This window comes from Rhodococcus sp. H29-C3, assembly GCF_030063405.1.
Taxonomy (GTDB): Bacteria; Actinomycetota; Actinomycetes; order Mycobacteriales; family Mycobacteriaceae; genus Rhodococcoides.
Genome location: NZ_JASITC010000033.1, coordinates 1 through 13396, shown reverse-complemented (window position 1 = coordinate 13396; position 13396 = coordinate 1). Strand labels below are relative to the sequence as shown.

The 13396-nt window shown below is 61.2% G+C and carries 11 protein-coding genes and 4 pseudogenes; 10 read left to right on the top strand and 5 right to left on the bottom strand.

Annotated elements, in window-relative coordinates:
• Nucleotides 1-64: 64 nt before the first annotated feature.
• On the bottom strand, nucleotides 65-472 hold the full coding sequence (locus QMK32_RS24675; RefSeq protein WP_283478186.1) for a recombinase family protein: 408 nt from the start codon (nucleotides 470-472) through the stop codon (nucleotides 65-67).
• 673 nt (nucleotides 473-1145) lie between these two features.
• On the opposite strand from QMK32_RS24675, the gene QMK32_RS24670 reads away from it, so the two are divergent.
• From QMK32_RS24670 to QMK32_RS25315, 3 genes and pseudogenes are all read left to right on the top strand, one after another.
• Nucleotides 1146-1940 carry a hypothetical protein gene (locus QMK32_RS24670; protein WP_283478185.1) on the top strand — a complete coding sequence of 265 codons (795 nt, stop codon included), beginning with the start codon at nucleotides 1146-1148 and terminating at the stop codon, nucleotides 1938-1940.
• 171 nt (nucleotides 1941-2111) lie between these two features.
• Nucleotides 2112-2369: pseudogene (locus QMK32_RS24665) on the top strand (IS6 family transposase); the annotation flags it as partial.
• Nucleotides 2254-2619 (top strand): annotated as a pseudogene (locus QMK32_RS25315) (MerR family DNA-binding transcriptional regulator); the annotation flags it as partial. The pseudogenes QMK32_RS24665 and QMK32_RS25315, both read left to right, overlap by 116 nt.
• Nucleotides 2620-2646: 27 nt before the next feature.
• Here the strand turns inward: QMK32_RS25315 and QMK32_RS24655 are convergent.
• Nucleotides 2647-3327 (bottom strand): FadR/GntR family transcriptional regulator, encoded by a 681-nt coding sequence (locus tag QMK32_RS24655; RefSeq protein WP_283478184.1) that lies wholly within the window; start codon nucleotides 3325-3327, stop codon nucleotides 2647-2649.
• A 262-nt stretch (nucleotides 3328-3589) separates the two neighbouring features.
• Between QMK32_RS24655 and QMK32_RS24650 the strand changes: the two genes are divergently transcribed.
• A complete protein-coding gene (locus QMK32_RS24650; protein WP_283478183.1) occupies nucleotides 3590-5287 on the top strand; it encodes a 2-isopropylmalate synthase in 1698 nt (565 codons plus the stop codon).
• A 227-nt stretch (nucleotides 5288-5514) separates the two neighbouring features.
• Here the strand turns inward: QMK32_RS24650 and QMK32_RS24645 are convergent, their stop codons facing one another.
• From QMK32_RS24645 to QMK32_RS24635, 3 genes are all read right to left on the bottom strand, one after another.
• Nucleotides 5515-6327 (bottom strand): CPBP family intramembrane glutamic endopeptidase, encoded by an 813-nt coding sequence (locus tag QMK32_RS24645; protein WP_283478182.1) that lies wholly within the window; start codon nucleotides 6325-6327, stop codon nucleotides 5515-5517.
• A 126-nt stretch (nucleotides 6328-6453) separates the two neighbouring features.
• A complete protein-coding gene (locus QMK32_RS24640) occupies nucleotides 6454-7098 on the bottom strand; it encodes a response regulator (RefSeq protein WP_283478181.1) in 645 nt (214 codons plus the stop codon).
• Nucleotides 7095-8288 carry a sensor histidine kinase gene (locus QMK32_RS24635; protein WP_283478180.1) on the bottom strand — a complete coding sequence of 398 codons (1194 nt, stop codon included), beginning with the start codon at nucleotides 8286-8288 and terminating at the stop codon, nucleotides 7095-7097. Before QMK32_RS24635 ends, QMK32_RS24640 begins: the two co-directional genes overlap by 4 nt.
• 643 nt (nucleotides 8289-8931) lie before the next feature.
• Here QMK32_RS24635 and QMK32_RS24630 point away from each other — a divergent pair.
• The 6 genes and pseudogenes from QMK32_RS24630 to QMK32_RS24605 all read left to right on the top strand — a co-directional run bounded on the left by QMK32_RS24630 (nucleotide 8932) and on the right by QMK32_RS24605 (nucleotide 13120).
• Complete coding sequence (locus QMK32_RS24630; protein ID WP_283478179.1) at nucleotides 8932-9588, top strand: sigma factor-like helix-turn-helix DNA-binding protein; 657 nt, start codon at nucleotides 8932-8934, stop codon at nucleotides 9586-9588.
• 172 nt (nucleotides 9589-9760) lie between these two features.
• A complete protein-coding gene (locus QMK32_RS24625; RefSeq protein ID WP_283478178.1) occupies nucleotides 9761-10369 on the top strand; it encodes a maleylpyruvate isomerase family mycothiol-dependent enzyme in 609 nt (202 codons plus the stop codon).
• Nucleotides 10370-10379: 10 nt separating this feature from the next.
• Nucleotides 10380-10574 carry a helix-hairpin-helix domain-containing protein gene (locus tag QMK32_RS24620; RefSeq protein WP_283478177.1) on the top strand — a complete coding sequence of 65 codons (195 nt, stop codon included), beginning with the start codon at nucleotides 10380-10382 and terminating at the stop codon, nucleotides 10572-10574.
• A gap of 338 nt (nucleotides 10575-10912) precedes the next feature.
• Nucleotides 10913-11360 (top strand): annotated as a pseudogene (locus QMK32_RS24615) (helix-turn-helix transcriptional regulator).
• Between the two features lie 5 nt (nucleotides 11361-11365).
• Nucleotides 11366-11602, top strand: a pseudogene (locus tag QMK32_RS24610) (VOC family protein); the annotation flags it as partial.
• A gap of 120 nt (nucleotides 11603-11722) precedes the next feature.
• On the top strand, nucleotides 11723-13120 hold the full coding sequence (locus QMK32_RS24605; protein WP_283478176.1) for an IS1380 family transposase: 1398 nt from the start codon (nucleotides 11723-11725) through the stop codon (nucleotides 13118-13120).
• Nucleotides 13121-13396 lie beyond the last annotated feature (276 nt).

Genomic DNA, 13396 nt, shown 5'->3' with positions numbered 1-13396 from the left:
CCTGCCGCCGAGTGCTTGATCACTTTCATACCGGACTCCCCTCAGGTTGCCGGTATCTACTGCATCACGCAGCGACTTCCAACTCGTGCAGGCTGGAGTTCCGGTGTGTCGAGATAACTGAGAATTCAGCCATCAAGCCGAGCATTCCGATGAACATTTTGCCCATCGGGTCTGTCGGGTCGTAAACCTTGCCGTCTATCGACAATGCCACCCCGCGCGCGGCCAAGCGGTCGACGGTCTCGTGGAGATCCCCTGCCGACCGGGAGAGCCGGTCGAGCTTGATGACGCAAAATTCGTCACCCTCGCGGCTGGCATTGATCGCGTTCTCGAGTCCGGGCCGCTTCGCTTGCCGGCCGCTGACTCCGTGATCGATGTAGATGTGATCGCGGTGTACGCCGGCCTTCGTGAGCAACCCGACTTGAACGGCCGTGTCTTGGCGGACGGTAGAACAGCGTGCGTAGCCAACTTTCATGCCCACTCCCCCCTTATACGTCCGATCTGTCCACTAGAAACAGCGGACTACTGGACTTCAGCAAATGGACTCATAACGGACGATTTCAGAGGCTATACGTTGACGTCGATCGCACACAGACGGCCGTTCCCGTCCGTCCGGTATGACGATGGTCAAAATGCACACCCGAACCCGGAGAACGCCGCTCAGCGGGTAGGCCGAATCTGGGGACCGGACGCTAGAGAGTGCAGGTGTCCGCCGACGCTTCTGCGCGGTTTCGACATTCGCCTGGTAGCAGTTCAAAGAACCGCAAGGCCCGCTGCGCAAATCTCTGACACTGGCACAGCCGCGCAAGGTGGCCACGGCAAACGACGAGAACATTACGGCTTCGATTCCCGGACGCTCGCCCCAACACACAGTTTCACCGGAGCGCCCACGCAAACTCCCCATCCACCGAGAGGAACCAAAAACGATGCACAACAACGTGGTCGATGCAGACAGAGGGTTGACCGAATCCGACTTCATCACGGTTGCAGGGTTGATCCTGGCCGCGGTGACGATTGCCACAGTCCGGCGCGGCCAGCGATCGAGCATCGAATCTCGAGCTGGTACCTCGTTCGTCAGATGTAGTACTACAGATGGATGTGCAATCGAGTACCTGCTGATTGACTCTCTCCCGGAAGGGAGTCAATCAATGAGTAGGTTCGTCAACCGAAGCCGCTGGTCGATCGTTGCGTTGTCATGCGCCGGAGCGGCATTGGTGGCCGCGTTCGTTCTGGGCCCGGCCGCGTTGTTACGCGGACGCTATCCGCAGTTCCAGAATCAATCCGTCATGAGTGAGCTGCTCGGCCGCGGCTTGGTCGACTACTGGGGTAACGGAGTCCGCACCTATCCTCCCGGCTTGGCGGAGATGGTGGACTACTGGTTCGAGTGGCACGCGATCAAGATCGTCATCTCGGTGCTGCTGACCGCGGTTCTGGGTCTGCTCGCGGCGACTCTGTGGCGGCGAGCTCTGACGGCCGGCGTAGGTTGCGTGGTCGCGGCGGCCACTACGACTGTGCTGTCATTGTTTTCGGTGTTTCTGGCTGTGCTCAACATCCAGGCGACGGTCGCACCCGTAGTTGCGCTGCTTCCGATGCTCTCCGCTGACAACGCGGACGGGCAGACAGCGCAGTCTCTGATCGAGAACGGTGTGCAGAGCGGAGACTCCAGGCCGCCACTGCTCGAGCTGCTCACACAGGTCGAGCACTACAACTGGGCGGTGATTGTCGCTACCGCCGTAGTGATCGCTGTAGTCGCTACCGGAACCGTCATCGCCTTCCGACGCTACAGATCGTCGGACACGACAGACCGTGCCCACCGTCGGATGTTCGTCACCCTCGGATCGCTCGGTGCTGTGATGACCATTGCGACGGCGCTGCTGTTCGTCGCGGCCGTCGTTGCGGTCGTCGATCCAGGAGAAGCCCTGCTCGGTGCGGTCAGCCTGTGACTCTATTGCGGCTGCGATCGCGGGCACGTGCACGGAACTGGCCCATTGCAAGGACGGTCAACGCGACCCCAAGAGGGTGAGGGGACTTGATCGCGGGGAGCGTGGATTCTGGTACGAAGATCGGCACTGTCACGTTGGCGAGCTGAGCGGGTGGCTGGCAGGATTCGGGTGGTGAGCACCCCGTCGCCGTCGTACAAGGGCCACCGGTACCCGAGCGAGATCATCAGCGGCTGCGTGTGGTTGCACTTCCGGTTCCCACTGAGCCTCCGCGACGTCGAGGAGATGATGCTTGAACGTGGTGTCGTGATCAGCTATGAAACGATCCGGCGTTGGTGCGCACAGTTCGGCCAGGAGTACGCCAACCAGTTGCGCAGACGGCGCCCTCGCCCGGGCGACAAGTGGCACCTCGACGAGGTCTACATCAGGATCAAGAAGAAGACACAATTGCGGCCAGCCCTTGCGGGTCATGACGTTGGCAGGCGTCAGTCACTACCATAGGTTGACCTTCGGTAGGTCGAACCCCAATGATGTGGGGATAGCTGATTTCGGATTGATGTCGATTGGTTCGTTCGCACAGAAAAGCGGACTGGCCTCGAGCGCATTGCGCTTTTATGCCGATGCCGGTCTGATACTCACGGCACGCGTCGACTCAGCATCTGGGTACCGGTTCTACGGAGAAGACCAGCTCGACTTCGCCGGTCTTTGCTTACGTCGTCGACCCCATAGTGCTCGACAGGGCGTGAAGATGCGCTCGGGTAAGTGCCCGGGCCCTGTTTGCGTCCCGCCCGCAGATCGCCTCCACCACGTTTGCATGTGCCTGGTGATCAGGGTCGTCTCCGAATTCATCTGCCATATACAACATTTCGATCATCGCACTCCGTAGCCGAGGTGTCATGGTGTCGAATAGGCTCAGCAGAATCTCATTGTGAGATGCGGCGACGATGCTTCGATGAAATGCGATGTCCGCGTCGACCAATTCGGAGACTTCGAATCGCCGCTCGGCACGAAACCGCAGTGCGATCTGGATAGCCTCGACATCTGCGGGGGTTCGGCGCATCGCCGCCAGCTCGGCTGCCTCTCCCTCGACCGCGAGGCGGGCTTCGAGAACTGTCTTGATGTGCGCTCGTTTCAACACCAGATCCCATTCGGCACTTGCTTCGTCGACCGAGTTGACGAATACCCCCGACCCTTGACGTGCGAGCAATATCCCCCGGCCCGCGAGTTGGCGAGTGGCTTCGCGCACTGTCGACCGGCCGACGCCGAGCTGAGGAGCCAACGTGGTCTCGCCCGGAAGTTTGGTTCCGACCGGCCATTCACCCGACTTGATTCGCGCGAGTAGTAGATCGGCTGCCTGATCAGCCAGCGATAGTCGTTTCACCTGGTTCATTCCGTGCACCTTACTCCTCAGCTTGTCTGAGGAGCTGTGCTACGTTGCTCAGGTGCTTAAAACAGTCCTGGTGCTTCTTAGCGGCCACGGCGGGGGTCTAGTCGAGTCGGCACCCTTCCGTGGCGCTGTGAACGACGCCGACCGCCTTGGTTAGACGACTAAAAGGTTTACAACCACCATGTCTGCGTTCCCCACCATTTCCACTCCCGCCGGTGCCGTTCCATCCGGTGCACCGCCATGGAACCGGCAAAAACGATCTCAAATGCGGTCGCATCGCTACCGCGACGTGTACAGCAAGGTCGATGTTCCGCTTACTGTGCGGAATTGGCCGGACAGGAGGCTGACTGAAGCCCCATTGTGGGTACCTGTCGATCTTCGGGACGGAAACCAGGCTCTTCCAGAACCCATGAATCCCGAACGCAAGCAACGGTTCTTCGAACTCATGGTGGCTATGGGCTACAAAGAAATCGAGGTCGGCTACCCCTCCGCCTCGCAGACCGATTTCGACTTCGTGCGATTGCTCGCGCAGTCAGCCCTCGCACCCGACGACGTCACCATCGTTGTGTTCACCCCCGCGCGACGGGACCTCATCGAGCGAACCGTCGAGTCCGTGCGCGGCATCAGCAACGAGGTCGTGATTCACATGTACACGGCCACAGCACCGACCTGGCGCGAAGTGGTCCTCGGTCGAGACGCAGACGATCTGCGAGGCTTGATCCTGGCCGGAGCGACCGACGTCTGGGAACTCGCTGCAGACCTGTCGAATGTGCGTTTCGAGTTCTCACCGGAAGTATTCAACCTGACCGAGCCCGACTACGTCCTCGACATCTGCGATGCCGTAACCGCACTGTGGGATGCGACCCCCCAGCGGCCGGTCATCCTGAACCTGCCAGCAACTGTCGAGGTAGCCACGCCGAACGTGTACGCCGACCAGATCGAATACATGCACAACAACATCGCACGCCGCGACAGTGTGATCCTGTCTGTGCACCCGCACAACGACCGAGGAACCGGAATCGCCTGCGCCGAACTCGCTGTCCTGGCCGGTGCGCAACGAGTCGAGGGCTGCATCTTCGGCAACGGCGAACGCACCGGCAACGTCGACATCGCCACCCTTGCACTGAATCTGCACGCGCAAGGCATCGATCCGATGATCGACTTCTCCGACATCGACGAGATTCGCCGCACCGTCGAATACTGCAACCAGCTCGAGGTGCACCCACGGCACCCCTACGTCGGCGACCTCGTACACACCGCCTTCAGTGGGACACACCAAGACGCCATCAAAAAAGGATTCGCCGAGCATCATGCCCGGACGCAGAAGGAGAGCGGTCTCAACGCTGCCGCCGAGTGGCGTGTTCCTTACCTGCCCATCGACCCCGCGGACATCGGCCGCTCCTACGATGCGGTCATCCGAGTGAACTCTCAATCGGGCAAAGGAGGAATCGCCTACCTCCTGGAAACCGGTTACGGCCTCGAACTCCCGCGCCGGCTCCAGATCGACCTCGCCCGGCACGTTCAACGCCGCATGGACGCTGTAGGCACCGAACTCTCTTCCGTCCAGCTGTGGAGCATCTTTCGCGAGGTATACGCCGAAGGGAAAAACGCCGAAGATGTCGCACTGGTCAGCTTCGATTCGCACGAAGAACACGGACGAAATACGACTTCGGTCACGGTTGAGATTTACGGGGAACAGAGCGAGAGTACCCATGAAGGAGTTGGACCGGTCGAGTCGCTCATCGAAGCGCTGGCAGCACACAACCGCTATGTCGACGTTCTCGGCCTGACCCAGACCAGCGTTCGTTCCGGCAACGATAGCGACGCCGTGACAATGCTGGAGTACCGCACTGCCGACGGGTCCGGTTGGTCAGCAGGAGTCGATCGATCTGTCCTGACCGCCACGCTCGATGCTGTCATCCGCACCGCCAACTCGGCGGACCGCGTTTCCGCTGACCGATGACCCTAAGTAGTTAGTGCGTTTGCGCTCGGTGTCGTCCTGGTCGGCAATGGTCTGATCATGATCCGGAGAGAGGGGCGAAATCACGGGCCCCGAGAAATACGCTGCTCGCAGGCGTGGTGATTCTCGTTCTTCCCGTTGCTGCGATCATCCTGAGCGTCGGCTCGTGCCATGTGAACGGCATTCGAGGCGGAACCGAATCGGGCTTCCGCACGGTGACGGCTCGGTGTTCACGCGGCAGTGCATGCGCGCGGACGCGGCTTGATGTGGCTGCGGCGCATCAGCAGGAACGTGGCGCTCGCCACGGTGCCGATCAGGACGAAAAGCCCTGTATCGCCGGCGAGATATTCGTTCACCAACACCGGGTTCGAGGTATTGACGAACTCGGCGGCGATCCACGCAAAAGCGACATTGTGACCAGCGTGCGCCAGAACAGCGACCCAGAGGCTGCCGGAGCGCTCTCGGAGAAGGCCGAACAAAATCGAGAAAGCACACGCACTGCAGGAGAACAGAATCAGAACCACGGTTCGGTTTCCGTCGGTGTGGTAATAGGTGGTGAACAGGATGTACGGCAGGTGCCAGCACACCCACACCACACCGATGATGATCGATGACTTCACAACAGCGGTGCGCTCACGCAGCTGCGCGTGAAGGTATCCACGCCAACCAATCTCTTCGGCGAACGCCAAAATCACACCTGTGAGGCACAAGCTGGCCAAGTTCGGCCACGCCGTCGCTGCGATGGCGGTGGTTTCGGCTACCCGGAAAGCGATCGCCGCTGCATAAGTCAATGCGCTGACGCCGGCAGTGACAAGAAGTGTTGTCGGCCACCACCGGAGGCCGAGACGTGTGATACCGATGGTGCGCCAACCGATACGGGAGTAGCCGTCACGGGTGATGACGAACATCATCAGCAGTGTCATCAGCAGTGGCGAGAGAGCGAGAATCAGACCGCCCGCGACACCGGCGGTGGTCAATGCGATCAAAAGGACTCCAGCGATGAAGATTGTCGACTTGGCGGTGCTGGTGAAGGCAGGAAACACGGGTTCTCTTTCGACGAGGGAGATCCCACGCTATAGACGGACGGCGGCTCCGGTCGTCGTACTCAAGGGGTATTCATGTGTCCCGATGTTGCATGTTGGCGCCAACATCGGGTAATGGCTCGGTTGTCAGTCCGTCAGCTCGTGCCTGATCGCGAACAACACCAACTGCACGCGATCACGAAGGCCGAGTTTCCCGAGGATGCGTGATACATACGACTTGACGGTCGCCTCACTCAAAAATGCAGTCTGTGCGATCTCGGCGTTGTTGAGTCCGGTTGCGGCGAGTGTGAACACCGCACGCTCACGTTCGGTGAGGGTAGCGAAGGATGCCGGTGCCGGAAGCCGAGAGGGCACATGCTGTGCGGCGAGTCGAAGGGTTGCAGATCGAGCCAAGACAGCGGTGCCCTCCGCGACCGAACGCACCGCGGAGATGAGCATTTCCGCGCGAATATCCTTCAACACGAACCCACTGGCACCGGCCGCTATCGCACGAGCAATGTTGTCGTCGTCATCGAAAGTGGTCAACATGATGACCCTGGGTGGATCAGGGAGCGCGGTGACAGCAGCCGTCGCGTCGATGCCGTCGAGGCCCGGCATCGAGATGTCCATCAGCACCACATCGACATCGACGAGATCGCGCACGAGATGGACCGCGTCCAAGCCGGACGATGCCTCACCCACCAGCACGATATCTGGTTGAGTACCCAGGATCATGCGGATTCCCGCACGGAACAGTTTCTGATCATCGACGACCACCACATGGATTGTCACTGGCGTTCACTCCGTGTGTAGGGAAACGATGCGTCCATTTCGAACACTTCACCTGGTGCGGGGCCGACAGTCAGCGCACCACCGGCGAGGTGCGCACGTTCGGTCATTCCGATGACGCCATGACCCCGTCCGAACACCTGCACTTCCGCCCGCACACCATTGCGGACCAGCAACTTCAGTTCCTTCTCGCACCATCGGATTTGAACGATTGTCGGTAGGTGCTGGTCGCCGTGGCGCAGCGCGTTCGTCAAAGCCTCTTGAAGAATCCGGTAGGCCGCGATGTCGACCTGCGTCGACAATTTCCGGGAGTGTCCCGCGGTCCTCACGTCGAGCGGCATACCGGATTGTTCGAACTGCGCGAACAGTGATGCAACCCTCGACAACGACGGCCCAGGTGACTCGCGTGCTCCCGCTCGTAGTCCGGCCAGAAGTCCTCGAACGTCGGCCAACGACTCTCTTCCGGTATCGGCGATTACTTGTAAAGCCTCCGGAGATGCGCCGCCTTGTGTCTCGGCGACCAGACGTGCACCCTCGGCTTGCGCAATCATCACGGTCAGCGAGTGCGCGACCACGTCATGCATGTCTCGTGCGATCCGGGAACGTTCCTCCTCGACCGCCACGGTGTAGAGGGCGCGTTCAGCAACAACAGTGGCCATCGTCCTATCCTGGGTCGCCTGCCGCGTCACCGCACGAAGTACACCACCGATCCACGCCAACAGTAAAAACGACACACACAAAGCGGTCAAGAATGGGATGGATCCGGCCGGAGCCCCGATAGAGTCAGGTATCGCCACCGCAATGAACCAGCCTGCGAGCACACCACCTGCCACTGCCGAGATGAACCCGACAACCCGCAGTGCTCGTGAACCATGAGCAGCGACCGCAAACAGGACCACCAACACCGAAACGTTCTGCGGACCAACTTCCTGCACCAGCCACACTTGGACAAGTGCACCCACCCATGCGATACCGAGCGCCCATCCCGGTAGTCGACGGCACGCCGCTACAGCTGCGCACTGCACCACAGCAACCACCAACCACCACGGCGACCGCAACGACGCCGTCGAATCACCCCCCAGCCAAACCACCGCCGCACTCACAACGACAATCGCCATTCCGACCGCAACATCCTGCATCAGAGATGACGACGGAACGTCTCGCGAGGTCGAATCAAGCACGTTGGTTCTCACACCATGATTGTCGGGCATAGGGGTCAGCTCAGCCACACGCCCCAGACGGCGGATCGGCATCACCCTGGGCCAGCTGGGAGAAGCGAGCAACGGTGATGTCAATGTCGTGCAGGAGACATTCCCGGCAGCAGGCATTTTCACACACACGTACCGTGCGCGACCTGGCTGTGCACACTCGCATGTGCGCTGGCTGTCAAGTGACTGTGCTGGCGGCTCGCGGGGTCACAATGCTGACGCCCACCCTGCACAGTCATCCTCGCCCGGTATGGCAAGAATCCCCTGCCACAATATGAGAATCTCTATCCAGCGTGACTCGACCGGACTGAGAGGCCTCACGGACTCGTAGCCGATGCGGAACGCCTGACGGACTGATCCTGGTGTCTGCCGCCAGTCCGTAAAGCGCGTACCGAGATAGACGGGGTCCCGGTAATACTCGCGCGGACAACAACGACAATGGCTTGACCAGCAGCGATGATGTTGGTACTCCGGGCGGGGGCCGGGTAATGCTTGGCTTGGCGACCAATGAGGTTGGCGGTGTGCAGGAGATCATGCTCCGCGCCGTGGCACACGCCGATCGTTATGACCCGGCCGTGGGCCGCTGAATCCTTGGCTTTTCCGTATCGCGTCCAAAGTGTGCGTCGACATGCTGCGCAGCCCGGGTCGCAGAGCGACGGCGGTGGACCTCGGGCCGGCCGCTGAAGCCGGTGCTCCGCTGGGTGCGCCGCTGCCTGCGGAACGCTGGATCGAGCCGATGCCGGATAGTCGGATCATCACCGCCCGCGATCCGGTGACCGTCGTGGTCGAACGCGGGACGGTCCGATTGGAATTCCTCGCTGCGCTGCAGCACCTCCCGTCAAGACAGCGCGCCGTCTTGGTTCTGCGTGATGTGCTCCAGTTCTCGGCGTCGGAGACCGCCGACATTCTCGGCACGTCCGTGGCGGCGGTGAACAGTGCGCTGCAGCGGGGGCGGGGGACGCTGGCCGAGCACAGCCCGGCCCCGACGGACCCTCTGAACGAGACGAACGCCGCGCAGCGCGCGCTCCTCAACCGTTACGTAGAGGCGTTCGAGCGCCACGACATCGCGGAGCTCAAGGCCATACTCCGCGAAGACGTTCAGAGTTCGATGCCTCCATTCGCGTGGTGGGTCCAAGGCCGGGACTTGCTCGCGAGACTGATGACCAGCGGAGCGTGCGATGGTGCGGTGCACGGCTTGTCGCCACCCCCGTCAACGGCTCACCGGGCTTCGGGCAGTACCGACCGGACAGCGACGGCGTACTCCGGCCGTTCGGCATCGTGCTGATCGAGTTGCGTGACGGTGCTGTGAGCCACATCGCGACCTTTCTGGGCACCGAGGATCGCTTCGCTCAGTTCGACCTCCCGACCAGCCTGCCGCCCCGATGAACTCACCGATGAGTTTCAAGCACGCCGAGCGTAGAAGTCCATGAAGGTTTCCCGAGGAAAGGATTGTGCCGATGCCAGCATCTAGCACCACTGAAGTCTTGTATGCGGTGACCGTCGCCGAGCGTCGCCGTCTGGTCGCCGTACTGCAGGGACTCGAGCCTGCCGGCTGGGATCATGCGTCACTGTGTGAGGGCTGGCGCGTGCGCGAGGTAACAGCTCACCTCACGATGGCCTACCGATACTCCGGCTGGGCCGTAGGGTGGGGCGTTGTCAAAGCACACGGAAGCTTCGCCCGTTTCGCAGACCACGCGGCGCGCCACGACGCGTCCGTGATGAGCGCTGACGACCTGCTTCGGTCGTTGGCAACCAATGTCGAACACACCTGGCGACCCCCAGGAGGTGGCCAAGCCGGGGCGCTTACCCATGACGTCATCCACGGCCTCGACATCACCGAACCCCTAGGCCTCGAAGCACCACCGATTGCCACGATCCGTCACGTCCTCGATCATTTCGGTCCCCGCAATCTCAAGTTCTTCGGCGTCGACCTCGACGGACACCGTCTCGAGGCCGCCGACACCAACTGGCACCTCGGCCGCGGTGAGACGATCCGCCTCCTCGCGAAGGACATCCTGTTGCTCGTCACCGCCCGAGAGCCCCTTCCGGACCCGACCACCACGTAGGAGAACTGAGATGCCGACACCGACGGACGGATTGCCTAAAATCGGGGCACCCGCCACCCGTGCCCTGACCACCGCCGGCTACAAGAACCTGAGTGACGTCATCGACGTTGAGCCCAGCGAACTCGCACGGCTCCACGGCGTCGGACCGAAGGCCCTGCGCATTCTCAACCAGGCACTTGAGGACTATGGCCACAGACTCATGTGAACTTAGCTGGAGCAGTTCCGCCCGCGCTCGCTGGCCGTCGTTCTTTGTTCACCGTGCTCCGGAGTTCTCCTACTGGCCACACCACTCCTGCTCCCCAACCGAGCACACCTCGCTGAACGAGAGCCTGCCGCGGCACATCTACCAAGACCGGCAACAACGTACCCAGAACGCACCTGACCTGCAGGAACCTACTCGTCCCACATCGGCACGTCTCCGTACCGACAACGAGATGCGGTGTTACACACACGTTTCGACACCTTGGTTCTCAACCAATCAGCGCATCAGTGCTGGTGAGATGATGCCCTGACTGTGCAGGTGTGGATGGCATCATCGTGTGGATGACCCGTCGTGCGTCCGGGGCGCAGCGTGCGCTCGATCTCGAACGGCTGCGGCGCGTGCGTGCGGATGGACCGGGAGTATGCCGAACCGTTGGATATAGAAGCCCTCGCCCGCGGCGCGAGCATGTCGAGTGGACACCTCAGCCGCCAGTTCCGGCTTGCATATGGAGAGTCGCCGTACATCTACTTGATGACCCGACGCATCGAGCGCGCGATGGCTTTGTTGCGCATCGGTGAACTCAGCGTGACTGAAATCAGCTTTGCGGTCGGCTACGCCTCAATGGGTACTTTCAGCACCCGCTTCACCGAGCTTGTGGGGATGCCGCCGACCGTCTACCGCGACGAGACGGATGAAAGGGCGTCGGGCCTTCCACCGTGTGTGATGAAGCAAGTGTCCAGACCGATCAGGAATCAAGAAGCGCGGGCAGCCCGCGGCGAACTACTGTGACCGGCATGGACATCACGATTCAGACAGCAGTTCTTCCACACGTCGATCCTGCGGCCTCCGTTGAGTTCTACCGCGATGTCCTCGGATTCGAGGTCCGCAGCGACGTTGGCAACGACACGATGCGATGGATCACGGTTGGTCCAGCCGCTCAGCCTCAAACGAGCATTCTGCTCAGCCCACCGGCTGCCGACCCGGCCTTTACCGATGACGAACGTCAGCTGATCTCTGACATGACGGCTAAGCCTCGATCCACCGATGAATCTGCGAGGTAGTGGGGTGTCGAACTGAAGAAAGTGCCCTCCGAGCTGGGATGATTTGAGTTCTCACACAACAAATCGGACCAGACCAACAGGACACTTCCAGTGCGATCATCCCACACCTTCACTGCTGATTCCGCGAAGTTCGACGACGACCACCTCGTGTCCTGCGCGGGACTGCTGCCGGTCATGACCCTCGCCGACCAGACCGGATTGACCGAACTACTGGCGGACAAGGTGGCCATCACCGCCCCGAAGATCGCATCGGCCGCAGCGAACCTGGCACCGAAGTTGACGACGTTGATCGCGGCAATGTGCGCGGGCGCCGACAGCATCGACGATATCGACCTCCTCCGATCCGGCGGTATAAAGCACCTCTTCGGATCCGTCTATGCACCCTCGACCGTGGGAACATTGCTGCGCGAGTTTACTTTCGGTCACAATCGGCAACTCGAATCCGTCCTACGAGGGCACCTTGTTGCTCTCGCCGCCCGCACCGATATTCTGCCCGGCATCGCAGAGCGAGCGTTCGTCGACATCGACTCGCTCCTGCGTCCGGTGTACGGGCACGCCAAACAAGGTGCCTCCTACGGCCACTCCAAAATCGCGGGCAAGCAGATCCTCCGCAAAGGCCTCTCCCCGCTCGCGACGATCATCAGTACCGCCGACTCGGCGCCAGTGATCGCGGGAATGCGACTGCGGGCAGGGAAAGCCGGCTCCGGTACCGGAGCTGCTCGGATGGTCGCCCAAGCGGTCGCCACCGCCCGGATGGCCGGAGCGACCGGGACGATCATGGTCCGCGGTGACTCCGCTTACGGCAACAGCCGCGTCGTGAAAGCCTGCATCGACGCCCGCGTCGAGTTTTCGTTCGTGCTGATCAAAAACCGGCTCGTGCAGCGGGCAATCGATTCGATAGCTGACGATGCGTGGACTCCGGTGAAATACCCGGGAGCAGTGCGCGACCCCGACACCGGTGGTTGGATCTCCGACGCAGAGGTCGCCGAAATCGGTTTCACTGCTTTCTCTTCCACTGCGCATACGGTCACGGCACGGTTGATCGTGCGGCGGGTCAAAGACGCGCGCTACCGCGACGCACTGTTCCCGGTGTGGCGGTATCACCCGTTTTTCACCAACAGCACCCTGCCGACAACGACCTCCGACGTCACCCACCGAGCACACGCGATCATCGAAACCGTGTTCTCGGATCTGATCGACGGACCGCTCGCGCACATGCCCTCGGGATCGTTCGGCGCGAACTCGGCCTGGGTGCAGTGCGCAGCGATAGCGCACAACCTGTTGCGCGCTGCCGGAACCGTGGCAGGCGGCCGGCACGCGAAGGCTCGCGGGATGACGCTACGGCGGAAAATCGTCAACATTCCTGCCCGCTTCGTGCGGCCACAACGCGCACCTACTTTGCATCTACCGCGAAAGTGGCCGTGGCTCGATGCGTGGCTTCAACTATGGCGCAACATTATTGGGTCCAGTCCACCCAATCCTGCCTGATCCTGACCGGCACGCCGACTCGGCCCGAGCACCGACAATCGTGGAAATGCTGGGTAGACCAGCGGATGAAACATGCCCGATAAACCCCGACCCCACGATTCGAACATCGACCACAGTGCATCACCTCAGTCGGTGGATCGAGACTAAGGGCAATACCGTTCAGTTAATGCTGAATGACAGTGCATTGGGGTGACATTGTGGGTTGTGGATGGTGTTGGTGCCGGGAGCGTTTGGCTGCCCATTTGATGATTTTGCGTTTGACGACCCGCGGGTTCG